At 61.8% G+C, this 15,871-nt stretch carries 16 protein-coding genes; 14 read left to right on the top strand and 2 right to left on the bottom strand.

The window, feature by feature from the left end:
• Nucleotides 1-7: 7 nt before the first annotated feature.
• Genes RE432_RS01675 through RE432_RS01660 form a run of 4 tightly spaced genes read left to right on the top strand, consistent with a single transcriptional unit; the run spans nucleotide 8 to nucleotide 4,464 of the window.
• Nucleotides 8-1,009, top strand: a complete 1,002-nt coding sequence (locus tag RE432_RS01675; RefSeq protein ID WP_310931484.1) for an acyl-CoA dehydrogenase — start codon at nucleotides 8-10, stop codon at nucleotides 1,007-1,009.
• 54 nt (nucleotides 1,010-1,063) lie between these two features.
• Nucleotides 1,064-2,284 (top strand): CaiB/BaiF CoA-transferase family protein, encoded by a 1,221-nt coding sequence (locus RE432_RS01670; protein ID WP_310931483.1) that lies wholly within the window; start codon nucleotides 1,064-1,066, stop codon nucleotides 2,282-2,284.
• A 9-nt stretch (nucleotides 2,285-2,293) separates the two neighbouring features.
• On the top strand, nucleotides 2,294-3,475 hold the full coding sequence (locus RE432_RS01665) for an alpha-hydroxy acid oxidase (protein WP_310931482.1): 1,182 nt from the start codon (nucleotides 2,294-2,296) through the stop codon (nucleotides 3,473-3,475).
• Nucleotides 3,472-4,464: a quinone oxidoreductase gene (locus RE432_RS01660; RefSeq protein WP_310931481.1), complete on the top strand. Its 993-nt coding sequence runs from the start codon at nucleotides 3,472-3,474 to the stop codon at nucleotides 4,462-4,464. Before RE432_RS01665 ends, RE432_RS01660 begins: the two co-directional genes overlap by 4 nt.
• Before the next feature lie 55 nt (nucleotides 4,465-4,519).
• Here RE432_RS01660 and RE432_RS01655 read toward each other — a convergent pair whose 3' ends face one another.
• Nucleotides 4,520-5,299: an SDR family oxidoreductase gene (locus tag RE432_RS01655; protein ID WP_310931480.1), complete on the bottom strand. Its 780-nt coding sequence runs from the start codon at nucleotides 5,297-5,299 to the stop codon at nucleotides 4,520-4,522.
• Between the two features lie 165 nt (nucleotides 5,300-5,464).
• On the opposite strand from RE432_RS01655, the gene RE432_RS01650 reads away from it, so the two are divergent.
• From RE432_RS01650 to RE432_RS01610, 9 genes are all read left to right on the top strand, one after another.
• On the top strand, nucleotides 5,465-6,364 hold the full coding sequence (locus RE432_RS01650; protein WP_310931479.1) for a LysR family transcriptional regulator: 900 nt from the start codon (nucleotides 5,465-5,467) through the stop codon (nucleotides 6,362-6,364).
• Nucleotides 6,365-6,481: 117 nt separating this feature from the next.
• Nucleotides 6,482-8,170, top strand: coding sequence for a thiamine pyrophosphate-binding protein (locus RE432_RS01645; RefSeq protein ID WP_310931478.1), 1,689 nt, complete (start codon nucleotides 6,482-6,484; stop codon nucleotides 8,168-8,170).
• A 37-nt stretch (nucleotides 8,171-8,207) separates the two neighbouring features.
• Entirely contained in the window at nucleotides 8,208-9,662 is a 1,455-nt protein-coding gene (locus RE432_RS01640; RefSeq protein WP_310931477.1) for an aldehyde dehydrogenase family protein, read from the top strand.
• Between the two features lie 52 nt (nucleotides 9,663-9,714).
• A complete protein-coding gene (locus tag RE432_RS01635; RefSeq protein ID WP_310931476.1) occupies nucleotides 9,715-10,389 on the top strand; it encodes an RraA family protein in 675 nt (224 codons plus the stop codon).
• A 30-nt stretch (nucleotides 10,390-10,419) separates the two neighbouring features.
• Nucleotides 10,420-11,271 (top strand): IclR family transcriptional regulator C-terminal domain-containing protein, encoded by an 852-nt coding sequence (locus tag RE432_RS01630; RefSeq protein WP_310931475.1) that lies wholly within the window; start codon nucleotides 10,420-10,422, stop codon nucleotides 11,269-11,271.
• Between the two features lie 282 nt (nucleotides 11,272-11,553).
• Nucleotides 11,554-12,522 carry a tripartite tricarboxylate transporter substrate binding protein gene (locus tag RE432_RS01625; protein ID WP_310931474.1) on the top strand — a complete coding sequence of 323 codons (969 nt, stop codon included), beginning with the start codon at nucleotides 11,554-11,556 and terminating at the stop codon, nucleotides 12,520-12,522.
• Nucleotides 12,519-13,142 (top strand): glutathione S-transferase family protein, encoded by a 624-nt coding sequence (locus RE432_RS01620; RefSeq protein WP_310931473.1) that lies wholly within the window; start codon nucleotides 12,519-12,521, stop codon nucleotides 13,140-13,142. The genes RE432_RS01625 and RE432_RS01620 overlap by 4 nt, the downstream gene beginning before the upstream one ends.
• A gap of 33 nt (nucleotides 13,143-13,175) precedes the next feature.
• Nucleotides 13,176-13,958 carry an aldolase gene (locus RE432_RS01615; protein ID WP_310932991.1) on the top strand — a complete coding sequence of 261 codons (783 nt, stop codon included), beginning with the start codon at nucleotides 13,176-13,178 and terminating at the stop codon, nucleotides 13,956-13,958.
• 81 nt (nucleotides 13,959-14,039) lie between these two features.
• Nucleotides 14,040-14,600: a cupin domain-containing protein gene (locus tag RE432_RS01610; protein ID WP_310931472.1), complete on the top strand. Its 561-nt coding sequence runs from the start codon at nucleotides 14,040-14,042 to the stop codon at nucleotides 14,598-14,600.
• A gap of 67 nt (nucleotides 14,601-14,667) precedes the next feature.
• Here RE432_RS01610 and RE432_RS01605 read toward each other — a convergent pair whose 3' ends face one another.
• Entirely contained in the window at nucleotides 14,668-14,949 is a 282-nt protein-coding gene (locus tag RE432_RS01605) for a peptidylprolyl isomerase (protein WP_310931471.1), read from the bottom strand.
• 116 nt (nucleotides 14,950-15,065) lie between these two features.
• Here RE432_RS01605 and RE432_RS01600 point away from each other — a divergent pair, with 116 nt between their 5' ends.
• Nucleotides 15,066-15,866, top strand: a complete 801-nt coding sequence (locus tag RE432_RS01600; RefSeq protein ID WP_310931470.1) for a uracil-DNA glycosylase — start codon at nucleotides 15,066-15,068, stop codon at nucleotides 15,864-15,866.
• Nucleotides 15,867-15,871: the final 5 nt, after the last annotated feature.

The raw sequence follows: 15,871 nt of genomic DNA, 5'->3' as shown, positions 1-15,871 counted from the left end.
AACACGGATGGACGATTTATTCTCGGATGCGCTGGAGCGCCTGTTTGAACAGATGTCAACGCCGGCCGTCATACGTCAGGTGGAACATGACGGAAACGCCAAGGCGCTTTGGGCCGGCATTGAAGCATCGGGTTTTCTTGATGCGTTGGTTCCCGAACAGCATGGGGGGGCGGGCCTTACCCTGGCCCAGGCTTTCCCCTTGTTCATGTCGGCCGGCCGGCACGCCGTTCCCGTGCCGTTCGCGCAGACGATGCTGGCCAGGGCTTATCTGGCCCAGGTGGGGGCGGCGGCGCCTGCGGGCGCCATTGCGCTGCTCGGGCACCTGGATGCGCCTGAAACGGATGCGCCGCTGCGCGCTTTCGTGCCATTCGGCAGGACGGCCGACTGGGTGCTGGCAAGGGTCGATGGCCGCGTCCGCCTGTTGCCGGTGGAAGACCGTTTCCGCCTTGACGGCGCGGGGTATGGCGGCCTGGGCAGCGACATTCAGTGGACCGGCGGATGGGACGGCGCGGCCCAGGTGCCGGATGCGGGCTGCGATATCGATAGCCTTGCGGCGGCAAGCTATTCGGCGCAGATTGCGGGCGCGGCCGACCGGGTTCTGGCCTTGACGCTGGACTATGCGAACCAGCGCACCCAGTTCGGCAAGCCCATCGGAAAATTCCAGGCCGTGCAGAATCAAATCAGCATCATGGCCGAACGGGTCTGGGTGTCGCGCATGGCTGCGCAACTGGCATGCCAGTCCGATGACTGGCGCCCGCAGGCCCTGATGGCAGCGGCAGGCAAGGCCAGAACGAGCGAAGCGGCCGCCATCGTGGCCGACATCAGCCATGCCGTGCATGGCGCCATTGGCATCACAGAGGAATACGACTTGCAGCTGTACACCCGGAAGCTGCGCGAATGGCGGCATGCGGGCGGATCGGAAACCTATTGGGAAAGCCGCCTGGGCGGCGAACTGCTGCGCCAGGACGACACCGCTTTGTCCTTCATGTGCGGGACGCTTTCCCCCTGAGCGACGCCGCGCCGGATACGAATGCCAGTAAACAAAAACAGACAGGAGAGGCAGGTGGAGCAAGCCAGGCAGGACAAACCGCAGGAAGGGGCGTTGCACGGGATACGGGTGCTGGACATGAGCCGGGTGCTGGCCGGACCCTGGTGCACGCAGACCCTGGCCGACCTGGGCGCGGAAGTATGGAAGGTCGAGGCGCCGGTGCAGGGCGACGACACGCGCTCGTGGCTGCCCCCCGAACGGGATGGCGAGTCCACCTATTTCATGTGCGCCAACCGAAGCAAGCAATCGCTTGCGGTCAATCTGAAATTGCCGGAAGGCCAGGCGCTGATACGCCGCCTGGCCGAGCAGGCGGACGTGCTGGTGGAAAACTACCGGCTGGGGACGCTTGAGCGTTTCGGCCTGGGCTACGAAGATCTGGCGCGCATCAACCCGCGCCTGATCTATTGCTCTATTTCGGGATATGGCCGGACGGGGCTGCGGGCTGGCGAGCCGGGCTATGACTTCATTATTCAGGCTGAAAGCGGCTTGATGTCCATTACGGGCGCCGACGATGGCGAGCCCATGAAGCTGGGCGTGGCCATCACGGACCTGGTGACGGGAATGAACGGTGTGCAGGCGATCTTGGCCGCCTTGTTCGCGCGCGAGCGGTCCGGCGCCGGCCAGCATATCGACCTGGCTTTGCTGGACGGCGCGATCAGCGTGCTGGCCAACATCGGGTCGGGCTACCTGGCGGCCGGCAATGAGCCCCGGCGTTTCGGCAATGCGCATCCTACCGTCGTGCCTTATCAAATCATGGCGTCGTCCGATGGGCAGTTCGCCCTGGCGGTGGGTAACGACAGGCAGTTTGCGGCCTTGTGCCGCGCGGTGGGCAGGCCGGAGCTGGCCGAGGACGAACGTTATCGCCTTAACCGGCACCGCGTGCTCAACCGCAACACCTTGGTGCCGGCGCTTCAGCGTATTTTCTCCGGACAGCCAACGGCTCACTGGCTCCAGTGCATTCGTGCCGCGGGTGTGCCCGCCGGTTCGGTCAGGACAGTACCCGAAGCGCTGGAAGCGCCCGAGGTCAAGGCCCGGGGCCTGATCGCCCAGGTCGAGGACGCGCGCCACGGCACGCTGCGCCTGACGGCCTCGCCGTTGCAACTGCGCGGGACGCCGCCGCGCCCGCCGGGCGCGCCGCCCAGGCTGGGCGAGCATACGGATGTCATACTGCGCCGTGTACTGGCCTGCTCGTCCGCGCAGATTGAACAGTGGCGCGCAGCCGGGGTTATTGCGTAGGAGCGCTGAGTGAATTTGACACCTTTTCTTTCCCTGGCCGACTTCGAGGCGGCTGCCCGCCGCACCTTGCCTCATGCCGTCTATGGCTATGTATTTGGCGGCACCGAAGACAGCTTGAGCGTGAAGGCCAATCGGGCAGTATTCGACCGCCTGGGGTTCAGGCCGCGCGGCCTGACCGGGGTTGCCAACAGAAGCCAGTCGGTCAATGTGTGGGGCACCGAGTATCCATCCCCGGTGGGTATCGCGCCGATGGGCGTGACCGCCATCTGCCGTTATCGCTGCGATATGGACCTGGCTGTCGCGGCCCGGTCGCGCGGCTTGCCCTATGTGCTCAGCGGCGCCTCGAATGTGGCGCTTGAGGACATCCAGGAGAATCCGGGCGGCGCATGGTACCAGGGCTATTTCCCGGGCGACAAGCAGCGTCTGGAACGCATTGTCCAGCGTTTGCTCAGGGCGAATGTGCAAGTGCTGGTCGTAACCAGCGACACGCCGGTGGCCGCCAACCGGGAAAACAATCAGCGCAATGGCTTCACGATTCCGTTCAGGCCCAGCTGGCGTTTGTTGCTGGACGGCATGCTTCATCCTTCCTGGTCCTGCGGCGTATTCCTTAAGACATTGCGTCAAGACGGCATTCCACGCTTCCTGAACCTGTACGAAGAGCCCGGCCCGGCGATCACCGCTGAACCTGAACAGGGCTTCCGGGGCGGGCGGGACCTCCTGACTTGGGAGCACATGAGCTGGCTGCGGGACCTGTGGCCGGGCAAGCTGGTGGTCAAGGGCATCATGCATCCGGGCGACGCGGAAATCGCCGTCAAGCGGGGCATGGATGCGGTGATCGTTTCCAACCACGGCGGCCGCCAGCTGGACGGCGCCATGCCTGCGCTGGCTGCCTTGCCCGGCATCAAGGCGGCGGTGCCTGAAGATTTTCCCCTGATGATCGATGGCGGCTTCCGGCGCGGTACCGATGTGCTCAAGGCCGTTGCGCTGGGCGCCAGGCTGGTCTTCATCGGCCGCCCCGCCTTGTATGGCGCGTCGGTGGCGGGTGCGGAAGGGGCCGGAAAGGTGCTGGACATCCTTCGTCAGGAAATCGACCGCAACCTGGCGCTGCTCGGTTGCGAAAACATCAATGAATTGAATACCGACTACCTGGACCCGGTTCAGTTGCGGTCATTCATCGGGAGACCTCTATGACGGCAAATGACATGACACGCGCCATTGTGCTTTCGGAGCATGGCGGACCTGAAGTCCTGCGCTTGAAGGAAGTGGCCGTCCCGGCGCCCGGCCCGGGCGAAGTCACCGTGTCCTGCCGCGCGGCGGGCGTCAACTTCATCGATGTCTACTATCGCTCCGGCTTGTATCCGCATCCTTTGCCTCATGGGCTGGGGATGGAAGGGGCCGGCGTGATCGAAGCGGTCGGCCAGGGGGTGGACGATCTGGCGGTGGGCGACCGGGTGGCGCATGCCATGGGCCCGCTGGGTTCTTATGCCGAACGGCGAACCATGCCGGCGTCCACCTTGGTGAAGCTGCCTGACGGCATTTCCTTCGATCAGGGCGCAGCCGTCATGATGAAAGGCCTGACGGCGCAATATCTGCTGCGGCAGACCTATCCGGTTCAGGCGGGAGAGGTGATTCTTTTCCATGCGGCGGCGGGAGGCGTTGGCCTGATCGCCTGCCAGTGGGCCCGGCATCTGGGGGTCAAGCTGATCGGTACGGCGTCCAGCGCGGAAAAAACCGCCCTGGCCAGAGAAAACGGCGCGTGGCAGACCATAGACTATTCCCGCGAAGATGTGACCGAGCGGGTCATGGAGCTGACCGGCGGCAAGGGCGTACCCGTCGTGTACGACGGCGTGGGCCGTTCAACCTGGTCCACCTCGCTGGCCTGCCTGCAGACGCGCGGCATGATGGTGAACTTCGGCAATGCGTCGGGCCCGGTCACGGGCATTGATTTGTCCGCGCTGCAGAAAAAGTCGTTGTATGTCACCAGGCCGGGCATTACCGCGTATGTCGATACCCGCCCCAAACTCACGGCTGCCGCACAGGAACTGTTCGGCCTGATGAGCCAGGGCGCGCTTCATGTATCCGTTTCCCGCCGGTATGCTCTGGATGAGGCCGCGCAGGCGCATGAATTGCTCGAGTCCCGGCAAACCACTGGCTCGTGCATCATCGGCCTGCCTGGCTAAGCGTCAAGCACCCCGGGGCGGCCAGCCCGTAGGCCTGGCCGCCCCGCGTTTCCTGCTAGAGCATGCCGTGGTAAACGCCGCCGTCGATCAATAGATTCTGGCCCGTGATGTAGCTGGCATGGGCGCTGCACAGGAAGGCGCAGGCATGGCCGAACTCGGCAGGATCCCCAAATCGGCCAGCGGGTATGGCGGCCTTTTGCCGGGTGATTTCCTCGTCCAGCGGAACGCCGGTGGCCTGCGCACGCTGCGTATTGTTGGCGTGCAGGCGCGCTGTATCGAACTTTCCCGGCAAAAGATTGTTGATCGTGACGTTGTGTTGGACGACCTGCCGCGCCAGCCCTGCGGTAAAGCCGGTCAAGCCGGCCCGGGCGCCGTTGGACAGGCACAGGATATCCACGGGGGCCTTGACCGCCATCGAGGTAATGTTGACGATGCGGCCGAACCGCCGCGCGATCATGGGGTCCAGCGTGGCCTTGATCATTTCTATGGGGGCCAGCATGTTTGCATCCAGGGCGGCCAGCCAGTCCTCTCGTGAAAAACCGCGAAAATCCCCCGGCGGCGGCCCCCCCGCATTATTGACCAGGATGTCCACTTGCGGGGCGGCGGCCAGCACCCGTTCGCGCCCGGCCGCGGTGGCGATATCGGCGGCCACCGCAATCACTTGCGTGCCGGCCTCGCGCCTGATCTGTTCTGCGCTGTCCTGCAGCGCCTGTTCCGTGCGGGCAACCAGGACGATATTGACGCCTTCTTGTGCAAGCTGCTGCGCGCAGGCGTAGCCCAATCCCTTGCTGGCGCCACAGACAATTGCCCATTTTTCTTTCAGGCCAAGCTCCACGTATGCCTCCTTGCCGTATTGAATCAATCCGCAGCCTGGCCTGATGTTGAGCCCAGGCGCCGGGGCCGATAACACCTTATAAGCGATTCGATTCACTATCCAATATTATTATTCAATTAGTTGATATCATTTGAATATGGATAAAAAACATAAGATGGAGCAAACATGGATTTTCGTCACCTGCAGCAGTTTGTGACGCTTGCGGAAACGCTGAACTTCCGGCGCGCCGCCGAGAAACTGCATATGTCCCAACCGCCGCTGTCGGTATCCATTCGCAAGCTTGAGTCCGAAATAGGCGTGGACCTGTTCACCCGCGGCAAAGAAGGGGTAAAGCTCACCAAAAGCGGGGAAGCCGCATTAAGCGATGCCAAGCGGGCCCTGTTTCATGCGCATCAGTTCAGCGAGGCCGCCCAGACGGCGGCGATAGGGGAAGGCGGCGTCTTGCGTGTCGGTTTCGTGGGGTCGGCAACGCACTTCATCCTGCCCCAGATCCTCACTGTTTTTCGGGCCCGCTACCCCGGCGTTCAACTGGTATTGCGCGAAGCGACCTCGATACGTGTCATGGAAAGCCTGGAGGACGACACCATGGACGTGGGCGTAGTGCGCGTGCCCGTGTCGTCGAAATCGGGCAGCAGGCTGCTGTCCTTGCAGACCGAGCATTTCGTGCTGGCCGTGCCGCGCTCGCACCCTCTGGCGGCAAGCGAGCAGGTCAAGCTCAAGGACTTGGCGGATGAAGGCTTTATTTTGTATACGCCCACCGACGCGGCTGGCTTGCGCATGGCGGCCGTCCATGCCTGCCAACTGCGCGGCTTTACACCGCAGGTGGCTCAAGAGGCCGTGCAAGTGCAGACGGTGCTGAGCCTGGTGGAGGCCGGTTTGGGGATCGCGTTGGTGCCGGCGGTAAGCCGGCGTTTCGCGGGGGACTACATCGTCTACAAAACACTGACGGATTTTCCCGAAAGCGCCACCATCGGTATTTCGTTGGCCTGGAAACCGAGCGCGGAAACGGCGACGGCGCGCAACTTCAGGCTGACGGCCAAGGAAGTCTTCAAAATGGAATTGTGATGTAAAAAATTTCATTCAATAAAATTTTAATTGCATTTAATGCTTGCCTGGCGTTCAATATGGTTTTGATCGCCAGTGGTGATGGCGTTCGTCAGTCAGAACTCGATAGGGGCAAGCATGCAAGCAAATACAGGCCGGGCGCGCACCGGCGGACAAATCTTGGTGGACCAGCTTCGCATACATGGCATAGACCATGTCTTTTGCGTTCCCGGTGAAAGCTATCTGGCGGTGCTGGATGCCTTGCACGATTCCAGCATCACCGTCACGGTCTGCCGTCATGAAGGCGGCGCCGCCATGATGGCCGAGGCGCACGGCAAGCTGACGGGGCGCCCTGCGGCCTGCTTTGTGACCCGGGCGCCGGGCGCCACCAATGCCGCATCGGGCATCCATATCGCTTACCACGACTCGACGCCCATGCTGGTGTTTGTCGGGCAGGTGGAGCGCGGGGTGCGCGAGCGCGACGCCCTGCAAGAGCTGGACTACCGCGCGGCGTTCCAACCGCTGGCGAAATGGGCGACCGAGATCGACGATGCCGCCCGTATTCCGGAAATTGTTTCCCGGGCCATGCACCTGAGCATGTCGGGACGCCCGGGGCCTGTCGTCATTTCTTTGCCGGAAGACATGCTGGTCGATAGCGTGGATGTCCAGGACGGGCGGGCGGCGCAGGCCGCTGTGTCTTACCCCGGACCGCAACAGATCGATGCGCTGCAGGCCTTGTTGTCCAAAGCGGAGCGCCCTTTGATTGTGCTGGGCGGTTCGCGCTGGACGCCCCAGGCGGTCGAGCAGTTCACCCGCATTGCCCAGGCGTGGGGCGCCCCCGTGACGGTGTCCTTGCGACGTCAAATGCTGTTCCCGACGGATCATGATTGCTTTGTCGGCGACCTGGGTTTTGGCCCCAATCCCAAGCTGGTCCAGTACGTCAAGCAGGCCGACTTGCTGCTGCTGATAGGCAGCCGCATGTCGGAAGTGCCGAGCCAGGGCTATACGCTGATGGATATTCCGGTTCCGGGGCAGACGTTGATTCATGTGCATCCCGACGCCGGCGAACTGGGGCGGGTCTATCAGCCGACGCTGGCGGTCAATGCCGCGCCGGCCGAATTCGTAGAAGCCATAGGGCAGATAGCACTGCCGGCATCCGAATCGCGTTCCCGCTACCTGGCGGACGCCCGGAATGAATATTTGGCATGGAGCGATACCGCCGCCATCCATTCCCCCGGGGCGCTGCAAATGGCGCAAGTCATGGATTACCTGAACAAGCACTTGCCCGACGACGCCATTGTGTGCAACGGGGCGGGCAACTATGCCACGTGGGTACACCGTTTCCATCATTTCAAGCGTTTCGGCAGCCAGCTTGCGCCAACGTCGGGTTCCATGGGCTATGGCGTGCCGGCCGCGGTCGGGGCAAAGCGCATACTGCCCGACCGCACGGTCCTTGCGTTTGCCGGGGACGGCTGCTTCCTGATGCATGGCCAGGAGTTCGCGACCGCTGTGCAATACCAACTGCCCGTCATCATCATCATTGTCGACAATGGCATGCTTGGCACCATACGCATGCATCAGGAAAGGGAATACCCGGGCCGTACGGTTGCGACGGACCTGAAGAACCCTGATTTCGCCGTTTATGCGGCCGCTTTCGGCGGACATGGCGAACGTGTCGAGCGCAGCGAGGACTTTCCGCCTGCGTTCGAACGGGCCCTGGCTTCCGGCAAGCCGGCGATCATCCACTGCCTGATCGACCCGGAAGCGATCAATCCTTCGTACACACTGAGCAGTGTGCGCGATGCCGCGGTGGCTGCCGGCCGCTAGCGCTTTGCGTGCTGCACATCCTTCAAGGAGCATCGATATGGTTGAACGCTACGGTAATTTGATAGATGACGAATGGGTCACGACGGATTCGTTGAATATCAACATCAATCCCTCTGATACGAACGACATCATTGGCGAGTATGCACGCGCGTCCGAGGCGGACGTGCACGCCGCGGTCGCCGCGGCCCGGCAGGCCTTCCGGGCCTGGTCGCATACGGCGCCGCTGGTCCGGCATGACATCCTGGCGCGCGCCTCGGCTGAAGTCGCCCAGCGCGCGGATGAGCTGGGCCGGCTGTTATCGCGCGAGGAAGGCAAGACGCTGGTGGAAGGGGTGGGCGAGGCCAAGCGTGCCGCGCAGGTCCTGGCGTTCATGGCGGGCGAGGCCTTGCGCATTGGCGGCGAGCGTATCGCGGGCTTGCAAGAAGGCAGCGATGCCGAGGTCACGCGCGAGCCGCTGGGGGTGATCGGTGTGATCACGCCCTGGAACTTTCCGATTGCGATTCCGTCGTGGAAGATCGGCGCCGCCCTGGCTTACGGCAACTGCGTGGTCTTCAAGCCGGCCGAGCTTGTGCCGGGATCGGCCTGGGAACTGGTGTCCATCTTGCGGCGCGCGGGCCTGCCGCCCGGCGTGCTCAACCTGGTGATGGGCAGCGGCAGGCTGGTCGGCGGCGTATTGACCGCGCATAAAGAGGTCGATGCGATTTCGTTCACCGGCTCCGTGCCGACGGGCCGCGGTATTGCCGCGGCCAGCGTGGCGGGTCCGGCCATGAAACGGCTGCAGCTTGAAATGGGCGGCAAGAATCCGCTGGTGGTGCTGGACGATGCCGATCTGGACCTGGCCGTCGAGTGCGCGGTAAACGGGGCCTTCTACAGCGCCGGGCAGCGTTGCACCGCGTCGTCGCGGCTCATTGTCACCGATGGCATACATGATCGTTTTGTGCAGGCCGTGGTGGCCCGGCTCGAGGCGCTCCGGATCGGCCATGCCCTGGACGCGGACAACCAGATCGGACCGGTCGTGGATCAAAGCCAACTGGATACCGACCTGGAATACCTGGAAATCGGCGTGCGGGAAAATGCCGTGCTGCGCTGGGGCGGAAAGCGCCTGGAACGTCCGACGCCCGGGTTCTATCTTCAGCCCGCCCTGTTTACCGATGTCCAGCCGGATATGCGCATTGCCCGGGAAGAAATCTTCGGGCCGATTGCGTCGGTGCTGCGGGTCAGCGGCTACGAAGAAGCGCTGGCCGTTGCCAACGATACCGAATTCGGCTTGTCGTCGGGCATTTGCACATCCAGCCTGAAGTACGCAACGCACTTCAAGCGCCATAGCGAAGCGGGCATCGTCAAGGTGAACCAAGGGACCAGCGGCCTGGATTTCCATTTGCCGTTCGGGGGGCGGAAGGCCTCGTCGTACGGTCCGCGAGAGCAAGGCCGCTACTCCGCCGAGTTCTACACCATCGTCAAGACCGCCTACACGTCCGCCGGCATGGTGTAAGGACAATTCAAGACTACATTGCAGCAGGGCTGAGCCTGCACAGGAGAAAGGAATGGGGATAACAATAGGCACGCGGCCGGAATCATCGGCGGATCTGATCGAGCAGTTTCGGGGGCTGGAAACCAGCACCGTAGGCAACGTCCTGGATGACCTGGGGCTGGGCGGCATTATGCTGAACATCAAGCCGGTGACGCCCGGCATGTCGTTTGTGGGGGCCGCCTTGACGGTCAAGGAAGTGACAGGGGTGCAGCATACCTACAAGGCCGAAGAGTTCGGCCTGGGCGCCGTGGTGGATCGCATCAGTCCGCTTGACGTGGTCGTGATCGACAATGGGGGCCAGCAGGTGTCCACATGGGGCGGCGTTGCCTCGGTGGCGGCGGTCAGAAACGGCGCCGCCGGCCTGGTGGTCGACGGCGGCATCCGCGATGCAGACGAAATCATCGAGCTCGGCTTTGCGGCTTTCTCGCGCCATATCGTGCCTTTATCGGCCAAGACGCGGGTAAAAGTCATCGAAATGAATTCCACAGTTAAAATCGACGGCGTGGCGGTAGCGCCGGGCGATATTCTTGTGGGTGACACAACGGGTATTGTGCGGGTGCCGCTCGCACGCGCGGCCGAAGTGGCCGCCAAGGCCAGGGCGCTGGAAGAGCAGGATAAACAGGCCATCGCCGAAATCAAGTCAGGATTGAGCTTTACCGAGGCCCTGAAAAAGTTCTCGAAACTCTGACGCTTACCGTTGTTGCAAACCAAAGGCCTTATGGCAAAGCTTGAATCGACCCTGTCAAATACCGCCATCGCTTCACCGCGTCCGGCTGAACCGGAGCCCACCGCCCCCACAGGCACTTTGTCGCGCGGCCTGGCGGTCATGGATGTATTGCTCGCGAGCAGCCAGCCTCTGTCGCTGGCCGAGGTAGCCGCCAAGGTGGGCCTGGACCAAAGTACGACGCTCAGGCTTTTGCGGGCCTTGGAAACCGAGAGGCAGGTTTTGCGCCTGGCTGACGGAAAGCGTTATCTGGCCTCGCCCAAAGCATTGCGGCCCTTGTCTTTATTCCATCCCCTGGAGGCGCTGCGGCGCGAAGCCGCCCCGATGCTGCGGGACTTGGCCAGCAAGCTGTCCAAGACCGTCGTGCTGGTGGTGTACTTTGGGCTGGAGCGCGTCGTGCTGGATGTGCTGCAGTCCCCCGGTTCCCTGAGCCCCTATTACGAGTCGTGGCTGAAAGGGCCGCTGCATGCCTCCGGCCCCGGCAAGGCCCTGCTGTTGTCGATGGACGATAAAAGCCGCAAATCGGCGCTGGGGGCCGAACCCTATGCGGCATTCACCGATGCGACCATTCGCTCGTGGGATGCCATACAGCGTAATCTGCAAGAGGCCGCCCAGCTTGGCGTCATCAGTGTGGTCGATGAGCATTATGACGGCTTGACGGCCCTGGCGGCCAACTTCTTCGGCGATACACGCAATGCATTGGGTTGCATCGTGGTAACCGGCCATTCATCCGAGCTCGATGCCGACGCGCGGCAATGGATCGCCAAAGAGCTGGCCGGGTGCGCGCGCCTGATGCCCTTCCAGGCGGCATCGCTTCGGCAGCTCGAGATCCTGTCAGGCCGGTAGGCAGCCGGCCCCCTTCAGAAGCCCATTGCATGCATGGCTAGCATGCTGCTGCCGCGCGCAGCGCTGCATGGGCGAGCGGACGGTATCGTCCGCTGTGACGGCGAGCCGCCTGCGTCTCTATCACCGCCCAAGGGCGCGCGAACCTCCTGCCCTTGTCGCCCGCTCACGCGGTGGCGGGGAAATAAAACTTGCCGCGCTGTCCTCAGAATTGACATAGATCAATTATGAGGACACAATTTGTCCTATAGGAAATTATTTATCCAAATAGGACAAGGAGAAGACATGAGTTTTATAAAGAAAATGGCAGGCTTGGGCCTGGTTGCGCTATTGGCGGCTTCGAGCGCTTCGGCGGCTACCTACCCGAGCGGGCCCGTTCGGCTGATCGTTCCGTTCGGCGCGGGCGGCATCACGGACATCATTGCCCGGCACCTGGGCAAGCAGATGTCCGAGGAACTGGGTCAAACCGTGGTCATAGAAAACCGGTCCGGCGCGGGGGGGACCATAGGAGCCCAAGCCTTCGCGACAGCCGAGCCCAATGGCTACACGGTATTCATGGGCACCGTAGGGACGCAGATCGTCAATCCATTGATCATGCCCAAGGTCAATTACGATTCGGACAAATTTGTTCCCGTCGGTATGATTTCCGGGTCGCCCTATGTCCTGGCGGCGCGATCAGGCCTGAATCTGGGCTCCTTGCAGGAGCTGGTGGATTATGCCAAACAGAATCCGAATAAGCTCAACTTCGGTTCAGCCGGCATAGGCAGTTCGCCTCATCTAGGCATGGAACTGCTGAAATACACCGCTGATGTCGATATCGTCCATATTCCCTTCAAGAGCGGCGGGGAAGCGGTCAATGCGGCCGTGGGCGGGCAGGTTGACCTGGTGATGGATGCTATTCCCGTCATCATGCCGCAGGTTCGCGCCGGAAAGCTCACGGCATTTGCGGTTGCCACCGACGAGCCCTCGCCCGCCGCGCCAGAGGTCCCGACCAGCAAAGCAGCCGGCAATGAAAATCTGAAGATCAGTTCGTGGAATGCACTGTATGTGCCCGAGGGCACCCCCGACGATGTGACACAGGCGTTGAGCCAAGCCTTGCAGCGGGCCTTGGCGAACAAAGCGTTCGCCAGTGCGCTGCAGAGCCAGGGCAGCCAAGTCTATACGGGCGGGGAACAAGAGTATCAGGCTTTCATTTCCGCAGAGAAAGCCAAGTGGAACGAAATCATCGGCAAGGCAGGCATAACCCTTCAATGAATACCGCACTGAAAAAACCTATGGAGCTGATCGATACCCGGCTTTCCGGAAATGCCTGGAAAGTCCGCCTGTTGGCAGGCTACCTGGATATCCCGTTAAAGCGCAGCAGCTTATCCATTGTGGATGGCGACCTGGAGACCGACGGCTTTGCGCAGATCAATCCTGTACGCCAGGTGCCGGTCCTGCGCACGCGCGAGGGGCAGTGGCTGTCAGAGTCGCCGGCCATATTATGGTACCTGAGCGAGGGCAGCCATTTCTTGCCGCGATCTCATGCTGAACAGGCCGAAGTCATCCAATGGCTTGCCTTCGAGCAAACTCAGCACATGTATTACTTTGCCCAGCCCAGGCTGAGAATCGCTTTGCGGAAGACGATGGAGTTGCACGATCCGCAGGCAGACGCCTGGCGCGAAATCGGCCATAAGGCCCTGCGGGTGCTGGAATCGCATTTAAAAGCCCGCAGCTACATGGTGGGCGCCCAGCCCAGTATTGCGGACGTGGCACTGTACCCCTACACCCGCATGGCGGCGGAAGGGGGCTACGATTTAACGCCTTATGCCGCTGTCCAGGCTTGGCTGGACCGTATGGGCTCGCTCCCGGGCTATACGCCCCTGGTCGATTGAAACGAGTGGTTTATGCAAAAGGAAGGTGAAACGATGTCCAACACGATGGAATTGTCCAAGGCGGAGCTGGTGAAACGCGCGCAAGCCCAGATGCAGACGCAACTGAACATAACCGAGCGGTCCGCCCGCGAAAAACTGGCCATTACATGCCGCGTGCTATTTGATGGCGGCCACGATTCCGGGCTGGCGGGGCAGATTACGGCCCGAGGCGCGGAACCGGGCACCTACTACACGCAAAGCCTGGGCCTGGGGTTTGATGAGATCAGCGTGTCCAATTTTCTGCTGGTAGATGAAGACCTGCGCGTGCTTGAAGGCCAGGGCATGCCGAACCCCGCGAATCGTTTTCATTCGTGGGTGTATCGGGCCCGGCCCGATGTGCAGTGCATTGTCCATACGCATCCTTTGCATGTCGCGGCGCTGTCCATGCTAGAAGTGCCGCTCGTCGTATCGCATATGGATAACTGCCCCTTATATGACGATTGCGCCTTTCTGTCCGATTGGCCGGGCGTGCCGGTCGGCAACGAAGAAGGCGAACTCATCTCCAAGGCCTTGGGGGACAAGCGGGCAATCCTGCTGGCGCATCACGGGATGCTCGTGGCCGCGTCCTCGATTGAAGAGGCTTGTGTCTTGTCGTTGCAGTTTGAGCGTACGGCGCGCATGCAGCTGCTTGCCATGGCGGCGGGCGACATCAAACCGATCAAACCAGAACTGGGCCGCGAAGCGCACGACTGGATACTGAAGCCGCGCCGCTCCGAAATCGGTTTTGAGTACTACGCGCGCCGAGCGTTGAAGCGTTACCCGGATGTCCTGGATTAAGGCGGGTCTGTAGGCCGCAGCGTGGCTATGTGTATCATTTGGGCATGTCGGAATATTTATTCTTATGCCTGAGTGGTGTGCATGGACGAAATCTCTTTTAGATTAAAGGCGCTGCGGCGCCAGCATCAGTTTTCCCTGGAACAGCTGTCCCAGCGAACAGGTTTAACTAAAAGCTATCTGTCCAAGCTGGAGCGGGCCGTCAGCGAGCCGTCTATCTCGACCGTCTTGAAATTGGCCCAGGCCTACGGGATAGGCGTGTCCCAACTGATCGGATCAGGAGAAGGGGGCGACAGCGAAGCCATCAGCGTCGTGCGGCGCGGCGAGCGCGAGCCCCTGGATCGGCGCGGCAAAGAGATGGGCTATCGTTACGAGGCCATGGCCGGCAAGCGTCTGGTCAAGGCGATGGACCCGTTTATTGTTTATCCGCCCCGGGCTGATGAAGCCTCGCCCTCGTCGTTTCCCCACGTCGGCGAAGAATTCATGTTTGTGCTAAAGGGTACGGTGATGATTACCGTCGGTGGGAAAGAGCACCGGCTCGGTGCCGGCGACTCGATTTATTTTGATTCGGAATTGCCCCATAAGCTCATTACCGTAGGCCGAGGCAGCGCCGAAGTCCTGGTCGTTGCCGCAAAGGGCAGCTAACCTCGCCTTACAACATGGCAAAATGGGCGCGCCGGCGGCCTTTTGGGCGGGGCCGGCGCGAACGCAATCAGTCTTCGCGGCTGGTGACTTCAAGCAAGTGGTAGCCGAACTGGGTTTTTACGGGGCCTTGCACCACATTGACGGGTGCGCTGAATACAACTTCATCGAATTCCTTGACCATCTGGCCACGGCCGAAGGTGCCCAGGTTGCCGCCATCACGGCTTGAGGGGCAGCTTGAGTTTTCGCGGGCAATGTCTGCAAAGTCGGCGCCGCCTTCGATAGCGGCTTTGAGCTCATTGCATTTCTCTTCGGTCGAGACAAGAATATGGCGAGCTGAAGCTTGGGTCATGGTTTACTCCTTCTTGAATAGTTCCCACAGAATAACCCAATCGGGGCGGCGGGGCTGGATTCGCGCGCTAATTTCCCCGCGGAAAATCTGAACCCTTGTGCTAGCATTCAGCTCATATGGACATCGACGATACGTCGGCTGCAGCGCCGCCCTCTGCCGGACAGGCGCAGAACGCTTTCCAGGGCGACTTGCTGGCGCAGGCGGGCGATTTGCCGCCCGCCTGGCAAGACGCGTTTGTAAACAGGCGTGAACAGCAAACCCTGCTTGATCTGGATGGTTTCCTGGAAGAGCGCCTCCAGGCGGGCGCGCTCATATTTCCCCTGAGGCCGTTTCGGGCGCTGCTTGAAACAAGGCCGGAAGACGTACAGGTGGTGCTCCTGGGGCAAGACCCCTACCACGGGCCCAACCAGGCGCAGGGGCTGGCCTTTTCCGTGCCCGATTTCTGTCCCGTTCCCCCCAGCTTAAGGAATATGTTCGCCGAGCTGGCGAAGGAATACCCCGATACCTTCGTCAAGCAGCGCCACAGTCTGGTGCGCTGGGCCAGGCAGGGCGTGCTGCTGCTGAATACCTCCCTGACTGTCGAGGCGCACAAGCCGGCTTCCCACGCAAAGCGGGGATGGGAAACCATTACCGATGCAATCATCGAAAGGGTGTTGCGCGAGCCCCGGCCCAAAGTGTTCTTGCTGTGGGGGTCGCATGCGCAATCCAAAGAGGCGCTGCTGCAGGCCCACCCCCCGGCCGGCCCGGTACTGGTGCTCAAGGCCAACCATCCTTCACCGCTGTCCGCATTGCGCCCGCCGCGGCCCTTCATCGGTTGTGGGCATTTTGGCAAGGCCAATGAATGGCTGCGTGCACAGGGCGAGTCCGGTGTAGACTGGCTCGAAAACAGCACACCCCAGCAAGCTGTATCAACATAATACAT

It is taken from the genome of Pusillimonas sp. SM2304, from assembly GCF_031628915.1.
Lineage (GTDB): Bacteria > Pseudomonadota > Gammaproteobacteria > Burkholderiales > Burkholderiaceae_B > Pusillimonas_C.
The sequence above is the reverse complement of the archived record's forward strand: the minus strand, read 5'-3'. Positions and strand labels throughout refer to the sequence as shown.